Below are 17,852 nucleotides of genomic sequence, written 5' to 3'. Positions count from 1 at the left end.
CCTTTCCCAAACCCTTCATTTGCGGAATGTGGGTTTAATGTTCTCTGACAAACTCTGTCAAGAATCTGAAAGCTTTAAGAATATAAGTCGCGCAATCTTGGGGTGAAGTATTGTAGAAAGATCGCCACGCATTTGCTTTATCTTCATCATAGCGATCGCTGCGTTCTGGGTGTGCATCTAACCACGCCAAGCGCACAGCATGGCCAATTAACACATCTAACACAATATATTCTTCAATTTGCAAGCTGGGGTTTTTAGATGCGATCGCGCCTAATTCTATTAATGCTTCAATATTAACTTGGCGATATTCTGGCGCTTCGATTTTATTTAATAAATGCTCAACTCGCAGCGCAAAGTTCTTTTCGCCAGCCGTCATTTCCGATAACATCAATTCACTATCTAAACGATTACGGCGCTCTAATTTATCCCCAATTACTAAGCCTTTGCAATGTTTCATCAACAGCCAAACTTGCTGAAAAAAGTTTTTGGGTACCCGGTTAACAGCCCCCTCCGCTTGGCGGAAACGTCGCCAACCACCAGTAGGTACTTCGATTTCTTCTGCAATTGTGGGTAGCACCACCCATTCAATATCGCTTTCTTTTTGCTTAACGTGCAATGATTCCTGTTGGCGCAACAAGTTACTCACTCCTGTATAACCAGTTAATACCTGACGTAAGCGCATTTTGATTTCAAAGGGCGAAAGTTCCATTAACTTTTCGTAGGCTTCATCTTGGGTAACGCGCAATTCTTGTGCTAGTTCGCTGGTAATTAATAAGATGAGATAACCAACGCGTAAAGTTAGCAGTCCTTGAAATAATTCTGTTTCCGAACGAATTAGAGTCCCAAGATACAGTAAGATTTCTTGTGTGAGAACGCGATCGCGGATATCTTCACGACAAAAATGCTTGATTTTCTCAGTAATTTCGTTATGAGGCATGGGTACAGTAATCAATGATGCTTCGCTGTACGCTCTCCCTACAGCTATCTGCTTACCACGCACCAAAATACTAGTAACAGCATCTGATAAACCAATATCCACCATCTGTAACAACCCGGCCGCCCGACGCACTACCGCCCAGAGTCCTAAATCGCCGGCTTTGGTGTAAACTTCATCCAGCAAATTAGCGACTGTCACGCGAGGGTGGGGGCCAGCAAACCCGGTGTCACATTCTAATCCTTGCAAGCGAGTTAATGTCTGCAATAACTCAATTTGCTCATAAAGATTTTCCGAAGCCCGCAAAGCAGACAATAAAAATCCTAAGTTAGTTTGGCACTCCATTTGAAATTCTTGGGTATGCCCTAAGCGCCAACTTTTGCCGGGATGATAAGCCAAATAATGGCAATGTGGCGCAGCATCTTGCATTGCTGAGTGATAAAATTCGGCATCTTGCAAAAAATCAATTCTTTGAATCGCACCTGTCAGCATTAACTGATTCAGTCTACCTAATTTGACACGCACACCATTGCAAACACCATCTTTGAGTTCCTGCATCAGTTCGAGTAATGCTTCCGCACCAATTTCTAACATGGTGTGTGTCAACATTAAAGTTAAAATCGGACGACCTAAATCACTCCAATATTGTTGAATATAAGCAAGTTCGCTTCTAATTTGATCAACTAAAAAATGGTAATCAAGAGTTAAATAAAACTGTTGAGCATCTAAAAATGATGGCAAAAATACTACTGTTTCCCCACAAATCCGAAAGATGCGGGATGTAGTTAAACTCCGCAATCTTCTTACTGGTCGCCCAGTTAAACCGAGTTTATCATTGCGGCCAATTTGAGTATAAATAGTTGATAATTCCCCAGCTTGTCTAACTTGAATTGGTTCTACTTGCTTGGGGGTTTGGGTTTCAATTCCCTGAACTGCTAGTTTTGCTTGTAAGTCATCATCTTCGGCTAATAAGGCAATTTGTACCAGGGCTTCGCGGGTTTTTCCCATAGATAAATGTCTACCTAATGGGTCAATATCACCCACAGCCAGTAAACCTTCACTTAACATTTGTCCGAGAAAATATAAGCTTTGCGCCCACACCAAAGGGATGTTTGCATTCGGTAATCGTGGTTGACTTTGGGGTGCTAACTTTTCTGCTTCTATGTTGTCTGCTGGGACATAATATAGTTCTGGTAATAAATAATAGCCATCGCGTTCTACTAATAATGATGTTAAAAGTTCTTGGTATTGTTGAATTTGTTTTTGATCATTCCGAAATAAGCCATCAAGTAGTAAATAAGTGAAAAATAACGGCCATTCACATTCGATATGCTCAAATTGCTTTAATTCCCAAGGTTCGTAATGTAAGCGCTGGTTATCTTCTAAAACAGTTTGATGTCCGTCACGCAAGAAGCGTTTACAGCCGTATTTGCCTTGGAGTTTGTTGATGATATCGTTAAAAGTGCGCTCGCGTAGCGTCTCCTTGGGAGAATCGCGTAATTCGACATTCTCCACGGCAAAAGCCGGATAACTAATAATACTCAACAGTGCCGCATCAATTTCTTTAGATGCAGATTCTCTCGGTAATAACGATTCTAAGGTACTTCTGGCGCGGGCAATTTCATCAGGTAGCACATGAATTACCGATGCTTGACTTCCCCGCACCCCAAATAAATCTAGTTCATTTATGGCTTCTAGTGCTGCTTTCGCCATTCCTACAGAACTAGCGTTTAACTCAGCACTACCATGATTGATTTTATTACCCCGTTCCCAAATGCCGTAATCGGGTGTGCGGTAAGCTCGTCCAATGTAGTAAACCAAGTTCTGCACAAAGTTTACTTCATCAATCGTATAAATAATCGGCAATCCTGAAGCGGTCATTTGCGCCAACATTAGGATAAATATAGATGTGGCATCAAGTTGTAAATGTCCCCACTCATCATCACCAACGACAATATCGCCCGTCGCCGTATTATATTTGGCGTGTAAGCCATCTAAAGGTGACTGAGTATGTTTAAACTGCTCAACTTTATGTGCCTGTCGCATCATCGCAAATAGCAACCCACGCATCAGCTTAATCACGCTGTGTTCTAGTTCGTAAGTGCGTCCCTTATCTTCATCAACTTTGCGGTACGCCAGCGCCAAACCCCAAACAGCCAAAATACTGTAAACATTGTCTCTGACCCAAGCATCTGTATAATCACCATGAGCAGTGATAGCTGTACTCGCAGGTAGCAAACCAGTAATCGGACTTTGCCGCGTGAGGATGATGGTTTTGATTTGCTGGTAGTAATGCTCCAGTCGAGTTTGTAATTCGGTGGCTGTTTTCATACTCATTCAAGAAACTTGGCAAAATTTCACCCTATGGCTGTGCAGAGAATTGTTCTGTAATCGGCAACGAGATGACAGCTAAGGGTAGTAGAGACTACTTATTATCTCGTGTTAGTAGCCATTTAGTTACACAGTTGTTAAAGAATCCTCACTGAAAATAGAAATTTGTGGAAATTCTTATATATTGCAGGGATCTCGGCTTTGTAGCATCAAAGTTTTTTACTTGCCAATAAACGAATGCTCGTTTATTATAGAAATTATGAGGCACAAAGACAATAAAAAAAATCAAGCCATCTGTGATGCGGCAATCGAACTGATTACTGCCAATGGTTTTGCTGATACTTCGATGTCGAAAATTGCCAAAACCGCGAATGTTTCACCCGCAACGATATATGTCTATTTTGAAAACAAAGAAAATCTTCTTAATAAACTATATTTGTTAGTGAAGCAGGAAATGAGCGCAGAAATTTTGAAAGGTGTCAACCAGAACCTATCGGTAGAGCAAGCCTTTAAAATAGTCTGGAATAATTATTATCAATACGCGATTAATAATCCGGTCAGATTTGCTTTTACGGAGCAATTTGCTAATTCCCCGATGGTTGACCGCATTTGCAAAGATGAAAGTTTGAGCTATTTCCAGCCAATGCTAGATTTATTCAATCGTGGTAAAGAGGAGAAGGTTTTTAAGGATATTTCTCTGGAAATTTTTACCGCTTTTACCTTTGCGCCTCTGACTGGATTGATAAAAGAGCATTTTAGTGGTGCTTTAATTTTGGATGAAGAAATGTTAGAAACCACCTATAAAATTGCGTGGGATGCAGTAACGAATTAATTCTTTTTTTAAGAGTTAATTAAACGAACATTCGATTAATTTAGGAGAGTAAATAAAATGAAAAATGAAAAATGGAACGCGGAAAATATTCTGAGTCAAAAAGGGAGAGTAGCAATTGTCACGGGTTCTAGCAGCGGCATCGGTTATGAAACGGCACGGGTTTTAGCGAATAAACAAGCGTCTGTAATCATTGCGGTTCGCAATTTGGACAAAGGAAACAAGGCATTGGCAAAAATTCTGCAACAGAATCAAGATGCCGACGTAAAGGTGATGGAACTTGATTTGGCGAATTTAGCATCAGTTAAAAATTTCGCTGAAAACTTTAAGAAAAATTATTTGCATCTAGATTTACTAATTAATAATGCGGGTGTGATGATTCCGCCGTATGCCAAAACGACGGACGGTTTTGAATTGCAGTTCGGCACTAATCATCTCGGACATTTTGCTTTGACGGGACAGCTTTTGGAACTTTTGATCAGCACCAAAGGCTCACGAATTGTCAATGTTTCGAGCGGCGCACATAATATAGGCAAAATAGATTTCGATGATTTGAATTGGGAAAAGAGAAGTTATGCTAAATGGAAAGCCTACGGCGACAGCAAACTTGCCAACCTTTATTTCACCTACGAACTCGACCGCAAACTAAAAGATCACAGTATCGACACACTTGTAACCGCCTCGCATCCGGGCTGGACGGCAACCGAATTGCAGAGAACTGCGGGTGGCATTGTGGAATATCTCAACGGCATCGTTGCTCAAGACATCACGATGGGCGCATTACCAACCCTGCGGGCGGCAACCGAAGCAGGCTTAAAAGGCGCAGAATATTTCGGCCCCAATGGGTTTATGGAGATCCGCGGCTATCCAATAAAAGTCGAATCAAACGAGTTATCCAAAGACCAAGCGATCGCTAAAAAACTATGGGAAGTATCGGAAAAACTAACCGATATGAAATTTGAATTTAATAAAAAGGCGCAAAACACGGGCAAATAAGAAAATGTTCGGTAAAGTTTGTCAAACCATACGCGCTTTCTCTTAAGCAGTCAAAATTCTATCGAACTGAAAAAGAAAACCCTGCTAGTGGTGAGCTAGGGTTTTTCTATTTACTGCCTTGATGTATGTTTTCCTCTATCCCTCGCTGTTTAAGGATTATGCCTGATTTTGTCCGGCAACTCTATCTGTCCGATTTCGGGCAATTTCGATGGTCAAGCTTGAATTTGGCACAGATGGTTCACTCAAAAAAGCCATTGGTTCAGGCAAAGTCACAAAAAAAATTTATTTTCTGCCTAATTACTGACGATTAACCGCAAACTAACTCTTGCTACTTAAGTAGAAAATAGTAGCTCATCATTAGTCTAGATTCCTAAGATATTGATGGAAGCTGGACTTTTGACTATGGCTAAGTTTTGTCACTCAATATGTAATGTGAACATATCCTTACCGAGACCAAAAGTCTTTTCTATTACTGATTAGGTACTACTGTAGGGTCAAAATTTTAGTTGCTACAAGGTCTTCAGTAGAACTCCAAGGGTCGGAGTGCGATTAAGAGTGATATCATAGAAGTCGTCACTGAAGACATCCAAATAATCATCACTACATGAAAGCCGAATCCGTTCGCACTACACTAGCAATACCACGGGAACTTTTAGAAGCAACTGACCAGGCAGTTTTAGAAGGCAAAGCAAGAAGTCGTAATGATTTTATGGTGCAAGCAATACGTCGAGAATTAGCAGCACAGAAAAGAGCCGCAATTGACGCTGCTTTAGCAGAAATGGCCAGCGATAATGATTATCAGGCAGAGGTACTCAAACTAGAAACTGAATTCGCCGCTGCTCAGTGGGAGGCTTTTCTGTTAGAGGAATCTCTGTAATGAGAAGGGGTGAGGTCTATGATGCTCGACTAGAGTCCAATGAAGGTTCAGAGCAAGGAGGGACTCGCCCAGTGATTATTGTCAGTCGTGATGCAATTAATTCTTCGAGTCCGGTCGTTTTAGCAGTTCCCTGCACTACTTATCAATCAGGAAAGCGAGTTTATCCAACTCAGGTGTTAATTTTAGCACCTGATGGTGGACTTAAGAGAGATTCGATCGCAATGGCAGATCAAGTGCGGGTATTATCTAAAACCCGCTTTTTACGTTTAAGAGGCGCAGTTTCACAGTTGGTAATGGCTCATTTATCTCAGGCTTTGTTGATAGCCTTAGATTTACCAATGCCAGAAGAGGAGTGAAATATTTTCACCAACCTACTGAGTTAAAAATTATCCGGTTTTATTTACACATTTTGTTGGGTTTCCAATTCGTTTCACCCAACCTACAGGCGCTTGAGATAGTACTAAAAAGCTTAGGTTTGAAGAATTCGGTGGGTTTGAGAGTTGTCATGAGAGCTAACAAATTTACCCTTAATCTTCAAGCAAATAGTAATGAGGATATGTAAATATTTTGACTCTGTAAATTTTGCCAGCAAACCGCTACATTTGCTTGACACAAATTTTAGCAATAGTAAAATCGACACTAGCTAACAGAAAATCAGGGTGATCAATGATGTACTTGTATATAATCTCACTAATTAAGTACATAGATACTGAAAATTGATCAGATCGCGCGATTCCAAGTTACGATGATCATTTAGCGATGCCTTGATTGGCTATCGATATTGAGTTGTTGAGATTTTATGGACAAAAGTCCACAAGACGGCAGTACGAACCTCCTCTAAGCTAGTGAGCGTGTCTCTCGGCGCGGGGGAGGCACATAGGAGGTATCATGCTCATACAGGATATTCGTGATTCACTGTTTGATGTCAGTGATTTAAATCAACTTAAGTGTGATTTAAATCGGTTACAACCCGTGGATGTCGGGGAATATATTACACAATTACCAGAAAAACAGCGAGCGATCGCTTTCCGCCTGTTAAATAAATCCCAAGCAATTGATGTTTTTGAATATCTACCAACCGATTTGCAGGAAGAACTAATTAATTCACTGCATGATGTTCAGGTAGTGCAGATTGTTGAGGCGATGAGTCCTGATGAACGGGCAGAATTATTTGATGAGTTACCTGCTGGGGTAGTCAAACGCTTATTACAACAGTTAAGTCCTGAACAAAGACAAGCCACAGCCACAATTCTTGGTTATCCCGAAGGTACAGCTGGCCGGGTAATGACCACAGAATATGTGCGGTTGCAAGAAGGTTTGACTGTTGGGGAAGCCTTAAGCAAAATTCGCCGCCAAGACGAAGACAAAGAGACAATTTACTATGCCTATGTTACAGACAATAACCGCAAACTTGTTAGAGTAGTTTCCTTGCGTCAGTTATTGTTTACCTTTCCTGATGTTTATATTCGGGATATTGCCAGCGATCGCGTTCTTAAGGTAAAAACAGAAACACCGCAAGAAGAAGTTGCCCAAATCATGAAGCGTTACGACTTAATCGCTATCCCAGTAGTTGACAGGGAAGATCGATTAGTCGGCATCATTACCATTGATGATGTGATTGATATTTTAGAAGAAGAAGCTACCGAAGATATTCAAAAATTAGCCGGGGTAAGTGGTGATGAAGAAGCTTTGTCTCCTCCCTTAGTCACGATGCGAAAGCGCTTACCCTGGTTGTTAGCAATTATGGGATTATATATAGGTGCGGCAAGTGCGATCGCACCTTTTCAATCGGTAATTGCAGCTGTCCCGGTTTTAGCCGTGATCATGCCAATTTTTTCTAACACCGGCGGGACTGTGGGAATTCAAGCCTTAACTGTGACAATTAGAGGTTTAGGTGTAGGTGAAGTCACACCCAGAGATACTTTCAAAATTCTTCGTAAAGAAGTTCTCGCTGGTTTGGGTACGGCGGTAGTTTTAGCCTTAACCATGATGGCGCTATCAATGATTTGGGCGAAACCTCAAGAAAGATGGGTGGGTTTAATTGCCGGCACAGTTATGGCTACCAATACAATGGTGGCCGTAACTCTCGGTACACTACTACCAATGGGTTTGAAACGCCTCAAGCTTGATCCAGCTTTGGTAAGTGGGCCGTTAGTCACCACTATGCTAGATACTATCGGCTTTTTAACCTTCCTAACTTTAATTTCTGTAGCTTTACGGGTTTTTCATCTACCACAGTAATTACAGCAGAATTCAAGAGTCATATCATGTCTGGCAAATTACTTGTGATATGTCTGCCGCAAATCAATCGCCTAGACTCGGCGATTATAGCGGTTTGCAGTTGAATGGAATATAACCCAATACGGTTCAGATAAGAAAACTAAATCACAACAAAACCAAAAAATAATTACTCAACCAAAAACGCAAGAATGATTTTGGAGGGGGATTGGGGGATTCTCCCCCAAATCTTGCTGATTGTCTGATAGGTAAGCAGAAATTGAGAAATCAACTCTCATCACCTTAACTGAACCGTATTGGAATATATAGCCGTAGCCATATTATTTAGGACATTGGTAAACGATAAAACCTAGACAATATAGCGGTAGTCAGATATGTTAGGACAATTTGAAAGCTTGAATGCCAGGAATAATAAGACTTTTCCTCCTGCCTCCTGCCTTCTGCTATATCAGACTTTTAACTCTGTCACCTGCTATATCGTCCATAAGGAGAAACGACCTTAATAATAAGTCTTTCACCGAACACAATATTACAATGCAAACGCATCTTAACTTAATGTGAAATTCAGTTGGATAGCGTGTGATGTTTGGTATGATAATTTAATACTAAGACTTACGCAAAAACAGCTAAAGCTCTATTCCCTACGTTTGTTCTCTGTCCTCTGTGGTTCTGTTTTCCGTGTCCTGTGTGTAAGTCTGATTTTAAGTATATTAGTGACGAAGACATCCATGTTTGAGATGAACAGCAAATGTTCAAAGCCTCAAAGCTATTGCGTCAATATTATCATTCAAATTTAGGTGTTGCTAATTAGTGCAATTAATTTTGTTTCGAGCCAAGACGCGAGGAACGAATCTTTATGCAATAGTTTAGGAATACCTGCCATTTTATTAGATTTAGAGTTTAGTTTTTCCTCAAACTACTTTTTGAGAATTTTTCTCAACTTTCAGTATTAATTAATATTGTGAGTGAAATTTTGTTAAATCTATTTACTGATGGAAAGCGATATGCTTTTTACAAAATAGATTATGGATGAGCAACATCTATCAAAATTCTCAACACATAATATTGTTGGAAAGTCAATCTTAATAGATACAAATATTCAATATTGAAACTGGACATGAAAGCCTTGCGCTGTGTGTCTAGTATTTGACCAGCAAATTCATCAGCAAACTTTAAGGTAGAGTATCTTTCGCTCTGCCATATCATGCACTAAACTAAGTGATTTAAAGTTAAGAAAACTATTGTGGGGCAAGCAATATGCCTGGCTCAATTAAGTAATGCAAAGATGAAGCCTAGACTAGTAAAGTCTCTAATTCCGGGCTATTTCACCCAATTTCTAGCTGTAGATATCCAGCCTACAAGCATTTGCTTTCTAGCAGCATATTCTTTCTGAATGTTTCTTTCTTTAAAGATTTTTTTAACTTTATGAGGGAAATAATTTGAATTTAAAGATTACATAAACTGAACTTTAGCGGGACATTAACTTCATAGTATCTTGATGTTTTCTCGATAGTTTATGTAGAAATATTTAACAGTATATACTTAATAAAAATTTCCTTTTACTCTGATATTGTAGTAATATACAGTGTAATTAGTTACCCAGGTATTTGCGAACTTAAGTTCTAAAGTATTGGGATCGATGCTTTGCTTGTTTTCTTCGTACTCAGTTACGAAAAAGCTACAAATCCCATGAGGAATATGTAGCTTTAAGTTTGTATTAGTCCTAATACGGAATCGGTAGCCTTGAGTTTGTATTACTCAAATATTAAATAAGTTTGGAACTTAGTTAATGCGAAAACAACAAAGATTTCTCTTATTGATAGTGGGTTTATCATTAGGCCTTTCAGTACTCATTGGCTATATAAACCCACAAAAGGTTTTCGGTCAGATTCCCCTTCCTGACGATGCAACTTTGATTGCACGCCGCCGACAAGAAGTTGCATCCAACTTCGTGGTTCAACCTCCAACTCGCCCCCTGCGTCCGGTAGAGCGTGTGCGCCGTGATACCTTTGGCGATGTCGGGCTGACCCCTGTGAGTACTTTGGCTCAGTTGGATACATTGCTTTATCCTTCTATACCAAACTCAATTCGGGAAAGAGTACTAGAAGGTTCTACCTTCTTTACAACTCCAAACAGAGTTGAGAATGGTTTCGGGTCAACCTCCATGCAAACTCGATGTGCAGGTTGTCACCTGAATGCCATTGAGACAGTTCCCAATGAAGGCCTGCTCACAGGTGTTTCTAACGTCAGTAGAGCTAACAGGACAACCCCCACTAACTTTAGTTTTGTATCGGGTGATACTCAAGTTAATGGCGGTAGAGCGCCTGGTAGCCGCTTAGATCCAGTCGATTCAGATGGTTCTGTGAGCTTAGGTCGTCTGAGCATAGCCTCCAGTGGAGAGTTAGATGCAGTCAACAATACAGGACGAACCGGAGCCTTTACAGTATTTGGAGACTATTCAGCATCGGCGAACGTTTTCGACCCGTTGAATGGGAATATCAATCGCGTAACAGGTTTTGGGCAGAACTATAGTGGTTTCTTGCAGCATGTCCGCCCGCCCAATGAACAGCTGAAAGCTTTAGACCCAACTATAGATTGCAAGCCAGATGCTATCCCCAGCGTTTCGGAAGATAGAAACCTCGTTGGCTTTAATCCAGCTACCCAACAGAGTTCAATTGGATTTAGACGTGCGATTACTGAACTAGCTGGCCCTCCATATATTGGTCGTGGGTTGATAGAAGCAATTCCCAACCAGGATATTATCAACGCTGCTGACCCCAACGATATTAGAGGTGACAAATCCTCCATCAAAACTGCTTTATTTCAGTGTACCGGTGATTGCGTTACAGGTCAGATCAATACAATTCCTAGCAATATCCCCGTAGCGCAGCAACAACAACGACAAAACGAACTCCTTGCTACAGGGGTAGGGCGTTTTGGTTTACGTGCCAATGGTTCGGAGATGTTGCAGTTTATTCTTGGGGGTATGTTCGGTAGTCTGAGTATGACTAACCTGTTCTCTCCAGTTGAGCAAGTTATTGCTGACCCCGCCATTGCTCCCTACAATAGCAAGTGCCGAAATCTCATACCGGATGGGCCTGCGCCTGATCAATTTGAGTTGGATGTCAGCGTACCATTTAGTGAGCGCAATTTCATCCGTTCGACTGCTCCCCCAGAATTCGGTAGAAACCTTTTGGCCGTACTCAGAGCTAAAGATCCTTCTAGACTTCTACCTGGCAACAATCCAGCGGCTAGAGTTCAAAGAGGAGCGCAGTTGTTTGGTGTTGACTTAGTTGCATTTAGTAACCGGACGATTGCCGGTAAGATGCCTAGAGGTGGCGATGGTCTAGATGGCAATGCGATTAACCAGAACGATCGCATGGTTGGTTGTGTTAACTGTCATACTCCAATTCAAAGAACTGGGTTGTCTCCAGCTAATGGCGACCCGTCCTTGGGGCCTGATGCACAGGCACTTGTAGATGCTCTTAGCTACCGTTGGGCTCCTCTATTCTCAGATATTAATATCCATAGAGGCCCAGTTATTGATGTTGAGAGAAATTCGCCAATTCCCCGCGATCCATTTCTTGTCAGCCGTGCTGATGTGTTTGGTCAAAGGCCAAGTGGTAACAATGTTGCTACCTTCATGACCTATGACCTAATGCGTAACTTTGCTAGTGATTCCTTCACAAACCAGCAAGCCACTGCTTTGGGTGATCAGTTCCGCACACCACCTCTGACTGGTATTGGTAGAGTTGGCCCTCCATTCATGCACGATGCGCGTGTTTTCTTAAGTACCTTCAACCGTGACACTACACCCGCAGGTACTGTAACTACCAATAGAGAAGTAACCAATGAACCTTTGGTTGTTCGCAATGTAGACGAAGCACTACTCGCAGCTATTGAGTTACATGATCTACCTGCACCCGATGACTCTAAGACATCTACCCTGCCTGGTGGTGGATGCCCTGTACCTCCCGGTGGTAAAGTCGTCAACAAACTTGGTTATGACGGTAGTCTTACCAGCAGTGACAAGATTGTCGTAGACTACGGCCCATCACCTCAGAATGTTATTTGCCCACCATATAACAGTCCTCTTTCCAATACTCGCAGAAGTGAAGCAAAAGAGGTTATGGCTCGTTTCCGTTCTCTCACACGCGATGATCAAAGAGCAATTATCGCTTTCTTGAGAGAGTTGTAAAGCCTCTTGATCTGATGTTGAATATTTAGTGATTGAATTATAGGGACGTTATGAAAAACGTCCCTTATTTTTTTGTCTGATCTCATAGTCGATAAGTAAAAAAGGTTAAAATTCGACTCCTGTATAACCTGTAATTATCCAGAAAAGTGAACGCACAATATCACGGATAATGATGTCAATAGGTTCTAATTCACTTGCTTCAGATGGTACTGAGACAGGAGTAAAAGCAATACCTCGACTACCAAGAACTAAAGTAGCGATCGCCCTTGCTCTGGGCAAATGGAATTTAGAAGTAATCAGGAATATATGTTGTATGCGCTGTTGCTGGAAAACTTCTACTAAAGTTGTAAAGTTAGTGACTGTATCTTTAGCACGATAGTCAAGGTGAAATCGATCATCAGTGATACCCTCAGCCTGAAAAATTGCTCGTGCTTCGCGGGGAGGAAGACCAGAAGAAACCCAAATTTTGATACCTGGGTAAAATTTTGCAAATAGGGCAGTAAACTCTTGTCTGTTTGCGCCACCACCGAGGGTTAAGATAGCTTGGGGTTGAGGAGTTTGGTAGTAAGCAATTGCTAGTCTGACAGGAATAGTCAGTAGTAAAGCGAGAATCAAACCCACTAGTAACCACATCAATTTTCTTCTCAGTCGGTATATTGGCAATTTCATAACGCCTGGTCTGTCTGATTAATTTTGAGAGGTTTTGTCTTATACTAATTGCAATTTGCAGCCCTATAATTCAACATCGATTAATCCTATTTCTACTCAAATATCACCAACCAAGAGCCTAATGCGCGGTTTCTGCTCAACTTAGTGCAATGCGATATTGGTCTTTATGTTTAAATCAAGTGCTATCATTACCTCTGCATACTTAAAGTAAATATTGGTAGAGAAGCGATGTCTACGGACAAGCCGCTACGCGTCTACGCATCTTTACACCGCAACGCACAGTTTATGCCTACTACCACCTGGAATCGTCATCACGTAATTTCCCTAGCTGATTTTACTACTGCTGAATACAATACTGTTTTACAAACTGCTGCCAGCTTTCAAGAAGTGCTATCACGACGAACAAAGAAAGTACCAACCTTGCAAGGACAGGTGGTAGCGAATTTATTTTTTGAACCTTCTACCCGCACTCGCAGTAGTTTTGAACTGGCGGCGAAACGTTTAAGTGCAGATACCTTAAATTTTGCAGCTTCGACATCTTCAATGACCAAGGGCGAGACAATTCTCGATACAGCCAAGACTTATTTAGCGATGGGTACTGATATTATGGTCATCCGCCATAAAGAAGCAGGTGTACCAAATGCGATCGCCCAAGAAATGGATCGTTTGGGTGTGCGAGTTAGTGTGTTGAATGCTGGTGATGGACAACATGAACATCCTTCTCAAGCATTGCTTGATTTATTTACCATTTGTACTTTAATTGACCGCGATCGCCCCAATATCGAAATGTTGGCAGGGAAAAAAATTGCGATCGTAGGGGATATTTTACATTCTCGTGTAGCGCGATCGAATATTTGGAGTTTAATTGCCAGTGGCGCACAAGTGCATCTTGCTGCACCACCGACGCTTTTACCCAAATTATTTGCTGAGTATACATATAGTGAGAAAACAGACACACTGAATGGGCAATTATTTGTACACTGGCAATTAGAACCAGCCTTGCAAGATGCTGATTTTGTTATGACTCTGCGCTTGCAAAAAGAACGGATGACAGCCCATTTACTCCCCAGTTTGCGAGAATATCATCAGTTATTTGGCATTAACCGACAAAAATTGCAACTGTGTAAACCCAATGTGAAAGTCTTACACCCTGGCCCTGTAAATCGCGGGGTAGAAATTAGCTCTGATTTAATGGATGACCCAGAATTTAGCTTGATTCAGTCACAAGTTACCAGTGGTGTAGCTGTAAGGATGGCGTTGTTGTATTTGATTGGTAGTGGGAAGACTTAATTTTGATTTTAGGAAACTTTGTTTAGTTTGTTTGTTTTGTTTCCCGTACATTAATATAACAATATTGATATAATATAAATGTAAGTTGTGCCTGAAACCCGTGTTGTTTTCTACCAAGAAGAGGAAGGGGAAGTTCCTGTGCTGGATTGGTTGACAAGACTTTTGCAGGAAGACCGCAAAGGTTATGCAAACTGTGTTGCTCGAATCAAACAACTTGGAGCATCAGGATACGAACTTCGTCGTCCAGCTGTTGATTACTTGCGCGATGGTATATATGAGCTTCGGGCAAAGCATATTCATGTTCAGTACCGCATTCTTTACTTTTTTCATGGTCAAAATGTGGCAATTCTGGCACATGCAATCATAAAAGAAGACACATCTGTACCGCCAATTGATATCGAACGAGCGATCGCACGCAAGCTTGTATTTGAAAAAAACCCAGAAGTTCACACCTACGTAAAAGAACAAAGAGATGGACAAGACTAGCGATGCAATCAAAATTATTGACAAAATAACCAACAGTGATTTTGAACTTCAAGCATTAGTAGAGGAAGCCTCACTTAATGCAGAAGTTGCACAGCTGATTTATGAAGCCAGAACAAATGCAGGATTAACACAGAAGCAACTAGCGGAACTTGTTGGTACCAAACAGCCTGTAATTGCCAGATTGGAAGATGCTGATTACGAAGGACATTCTCTTTCAATGCTGCAAAAAATTGCTCATGTCCTTAAGCAACGGGTAGTGATTCAGCTTGCGCCAATAGAACATGAGCAAAGTGCTTGACCATCAAACATCTTCGTTGAGAATCTCTTGCAAACTCAGCAATAATTCATTCACAGTATAGGGTTTAGATAAGAATTTCTTGACCCCAATTTTCATAATTTCTGCCAATTTATCTTTAGGCATGAATCCGCTGGTGGCAATAACTTTGACTTGGGGGTTTATTTTTTGTAAAGTACGGATTGCAGTTACCCCATCTAATGAGGGCAACATAATATCCATGAGGACAACGTTAATTTTATCGGCATTTTTGGCATATTGAGCGATCGCCTCAATGCCATCACCAGCAATTAAAGTTTTGTAGTCATGAGTTTCTAGAGATGTTCTCGTAATCTCCTGAATTGAGGGTTCATCATCCACTATCAAAATTAATTCTCCATGACCTACTTGCAGTGTCATTTCTTCTTGGCAAAAGGTTTCCTGTTCACCAACCGCTGGTAAATAAACCCTAAAACAAGTACCATTTGCTACTTGACTTTCTACACTTACAAAGCCACCATGACTTTTCACAATTCCCAAAACCGTGGAAAGTCCTAAACCTGTACCTTGTCCTACTGCTTTAGTAGTGAAAAATGGCTCAAAAATTCTATCTAAAATTTCTTCGGGAATACCAATCCCAGTATCGCAGACACTAATCACTGTATAGGGGCCGACTTTGGCATCTAAATTCATTCGGGCATAATTTTCATCAATTAATAAATTTTCAGCCGTAATAGTTAAAGTACCACCATCAGGCATGGCATCACGGGCGTTGACGCAGAGATTCATCAGCACTTGATGGAGTTGGGTACTATCTCCAGATACCGTCCACAAGTGAGGTGATAAGTCCAGACAAACCTCAATAGATTTTGGTATAGTCTCTTTTAAAATCTTGGCGACTTCTACAATTAAGTGTCTGGGTTGCAAATTGATGCGTTGACCTTCTACACCCCGCGCAAATGATAGTACCTGCTTAACTAAATCTGCGCCTCGTTTGGCATTAATTTCTAAAATTTCTAACAAATGTTGCGTTCGCTCATCAGCATCAGGGAATTTCAGTGGTAATAGTTGCGCTCCCGCTAAAATCGGCGTAAGGATATTGTTGAGGTCGTGGGCGATACCACTGGCTAAAGTCCCAATGCTTTCCATCCGTTGGGCGCGAAATAACTGCGCTTCTAAGTGTTGTTTCTCAGTAATATCTGTATCAACAGTTAGAATTGATTGGGGTTTTCCGTGGGAATCACGTACTAAACTCCAGCGACTAGCAACTAATACTTCCTTACCTGTTTTAGTGCGTTTTGTTAATTCACCTTGCCACTTACCTTTACTGATAACGTTTAACCAAGCTGCTTCAAATTCTGGACAAGATTCATCAAACAATAACTCGCTGACATTTTTACCCCAAGCCTCTGATGCTTGCCAACCATAAAGATTTTCCGCACCTTTGTTCCAAAACAGAATTTTATTTTCTAAATCGCGTACACAAATAGCATCGGTGGTAATGTCTAATAATGCGGCTTGTTCGCGGATTTTTGCCTCAGCTTGTTTGTTTTCGCTGATATCGATACTAGCGCAAGTTATCCCCACAATATCTTGCGATTCATTCCGCAATGGCTCAACAGTCAAATCATAATAACGAATGCCTTGAGGAGTAGTTAACGCTACTTCTGCTCTGGTACCTATACCTGTAGTCAGCACATCTTTTTTAATAGTGGTCAAATTTTGAGCATCTTCATCTGGGAGCAGTTCTGAGTCATGTTTGCCCAACATATCTTGTGTTGTCCACCCAGAAATAGAGTTATAAACCCAGGTGTAACGTAACTCTTTATCTTGATTGAACACAAAAATCGGTGAATTTTTCAGGGCTACGCGAAATCTTTCCTCGCTTTGACGTAGGGCATCCTCGATACGTTGACGCTCAATAGCGTAGCGCATAGAGCGCACTAACAAGTCACCAGTTACTTTTCCTTTGACTAAATAATCTTGCGCTCCTTCTTGCATAGCGCGTAATGCTAGGGTTTCGTCATCTAAACCTGTTAGCACAATAATTGGCGTAGCTTTTGCTTGGCGAGCAGCATTAACAAATGTATCAATACCTTGACTGTCAGGTAGAGACAGGTCTAGCAACATCAAATCAAAACTATCGTATACTAACAACTTGAGTGCTTCTGACAATTGCTCAACGGGACACAACTCTACCTTCACCGTATTAATTTCTCTTAATAACTCTTGTAAGAGAAAAACATCCCCAGGGTTATCTTCCACTAATAAGACTTTTATTAATTCTCCTGCCATATCCCTTACTCCGGCGGCAGTTTTACGATCGCAAACCAAAAATTTTCGATGGATTGTACAATTTTAACGAATTGATCAAAATCTACTGGCTTGGTGATATAGCAATTGGCAGCTAAGTTATAAGCTTTAAGTATATCTTCTTCTGACTGAGAAGTGGTCAGCACAACGACGGGAATTCGTTTGAGATGGTCGTCAGATTTCATTTCTGCGAGTACCTCCCGTCCATCTTTTCTGGGTAAGTTTAAATCCAACAAGACAATATCAGGATGGGGTTTTCTGGTATAGCTGTCCTGTTTACGTAAAAATGCCATTGCCTCTACGCCATCTTCTACAATATTTAGGTTAATTGAGATTTTGCTATCTTGTAGAGCAATGCGCGTAAGTTCAGCATCGCCAGGATTATCTTCGACTAACAAAACCTCAATTGGCATAATT

Annotated in this window: 13 protein-coding genes; 9 read left to right on the top strand and 4 right to left on the bottom strand. The window is 41.1% G+C overall.

What is annotated here, in order from left to right; genetic code table 11:
- Nucleotides 1-34: 34 nt before the first annotated feature.
- Nucleotides 35-3,265 carry a glycoside hydrolase family 15 protein gene (locus tag NOS7107_RS14430; RefSeq protein WP_044499993.1) on the bottom strand — a complete coding sequence of 1,077 codons (3,231 nt, stop codon included), beginning with the start codon at nt 3,263-3,265 and terminating at the stop codon, nt 35-37.
- Nucleotides 3,266-3,488: 223 nt separating this feature from the next.
- Here NOS7107_RS14430 and NOS7107_RS14425 point away from each other — a divergent pair, with 223 nt between their 5' ends.
- From NOS7107_RS14425 to NOS7107_RS14395, 6 genes are all read left to right on the top strand, one after another.
- Nucleotides 3,489-4,097 carry a TetR/AcrR family transcriptional regulator gene (locus NOS7107_RS14425; RefSeq protein WP_253274443.1) on the top strand — a complete coding sequence of 203 codons (609 nt, stop codon included), beginning with the start codon at nt 3,489-3,491 and terminating at the stop codon, nt 4,095-4,097.
- A gap of 57 nt (nt 4,098-4,154) precedes the next feature.
- On the top strand, nt 4,155-5,090 hold the full coding sequence (locus NOS7107_RS14420; RefSeq protein WP_015113713.1) for an SDR family NAD(P)-dependent oxidoreductase: 936 nt from the start codon (nt 4,155-4,157) through the stop codon (nt 5,088-5,090).
- A 604-nt stretch (nt 5,091-5,694) separates the two neighbouring features.
- A complete protein-coding gene (locus NOS7107_RS14415; protein ID WP_015113712.1) occupies nt 5,695-5,967 on the top strand; it encodes a ribbon-helix-helix domain-containing protein in 273 nt (90 codons plus the stop codon).
- A complete protein-coding gene (locus tag NOS7107_RS14410; RefSeq protein WP_015113711.1) occupies nt 5,967-6,323 on the top strand; it encodes a type II toxin-antitoxin system PemK/MazF family toxin in 357 nt (118 codons plus the stop codon). Before NOS7107_RS14415 ends, NOS7107_RS14410 begins: the two co-directional genes overlap by 1 nt.
- A 532-nt stretch (nt 6,324-6,855) precedes the next feature.
- A complete protein-coding gene (mgtE, locus tag NOS7107_RS14400) occupies nt 6,856-8,208 on the top strand; it encodes a magnesium transporter (RefSeq protein WP_015113710.1) in 1,353 nt (450 codons plus the stop codon).
- Nucleotides 8,209-9,994: 1,786 nt separating this feature from the next.
- The gene (locus tag NOS7107_RS14395; protein WP_015113708.1) at nt 9,995-12,403 is read left to right on the top strand and encodes a di-heme oxidoredictase family protein; all 2,409 of its coding nucleotides are present in this window, start codon (nt 9,995-9,997) and stop codon (nt 12,401-12,403) included.
- 105 nt (nt 12,404-12,508) lie between these two features.
- Here NOS7107_RS14395 and NOS7107_RS14390 read toward each other — a convergent pair whose 3' ends face one another.
- On the bottom strand, nt 12,509-13,036 hold the full coding sequence (locus tag NOS7107_RS14390; protein WP_015113707.1) for a YdcF family protein: 528 nt from the start codon (nt 13,034-13,036) through the stop codon (nt 12,509-12,511).
- 321 nt (nt 13,037-13,357) lie between these two features.
- Here NOS7107_RS14390 and NOS7107_RS14385 point away from each other — a divergent pair, with 321 nt between their 5' ends.
- The 3 genes from NOS7107_RS14385 to NOS7107_RS14375 all read left to right on the top strand — a co-directional run bounded on the left by NOS7107_RS14385 (nt 13,358) and on the right by NOS7107_RS14375 (nt 15,146).
- Nucleotides 13,358-14,362 (top strand): aspartate carbamoyltransferase catalytic subunit, encoded by a 1,005-nt coding sequence (locus tag NOS7107_RS14385; protein ID WP_044500805.1) that lies wholly within the window; start codon nt 13,358-13,360, stop codon nt 14,360-14,362.
- An 87-nt stretch (nt 14,363-14,449) separates the two neighbouring features.
- A complete protein-coding gene (locus NOS7107_RS14380; protein ID WP_015113705.1) occupies nt 14,450-14,848 on the top strand; it encodes a type II toxin-antitoxin system RelE/ParE family toxin in 399 nt (132 codons plus the stop codon).
- Entirely contained in the window at nt 14,835-15,146 is a 312-nt protein-coding gene (locus tag NOS7107_RS14375; RefSeq protein WP_015113704.1) for a helix-turn-helix transcriptional regulator, read from the top strand. The genes NOS7107_RS14380 and NOS7107_RS14375 overlap by 14 nt, the downstream gene beginning before the upstream one ends.
- A gap of 3 nt (nt 15,147-15,149) precedes the next feature.
- Here the strand turns inward: NOS7107_RS14375 and NOS7107_RS14370 are convergent, their stop codons facing one another.
- Both NOS7107_RS14370 and NOS7107_RS14365 read right to left on the bottom strand, forming a co-directional pair.
- The gene (locus NOS7107_RS14370; protein WP_015113703.1) at nt 15,150-17,417 is read right to left on the bottom strand and encodes a response regulator; all 2,268 of its coding nucleotides are present in this window, start codon (nt 17,415-17,417) and stop codon (nt 15,150-15,152) included.
- 5 nt (nt 17,418-17,422) lie between these two features.
- The gene (locus NOS7107_RS14365) at nt 17,423-17,848 is read right to left on the bottom strand and encodes a response regulator (protein ID WP_015113702.1); all 426 of its coding nucleotides are present in this window, start codon (nt 17,846-17,848) and stop codon (nt 17,423-17,425) included.
- Nucleotides 17,849-17,852: the final 4 nt, after the last annotated feature.

Source organism: Nostoc sp. PCC 7107 (genome assembly GCF_000316625.1).
In the GTDB taxonomy this organism is placed as follows: Bacteria; Cyanobacteriota; Cyanobacteriia; order Cyanobacteriales; family Nostocaceae; genus Nostoc_B.
The sequence above is the reverse complement of the archived record's forward strand: the minus strand, read 5'-3'. Positions and strand labels throughout refer to the sequence as shown.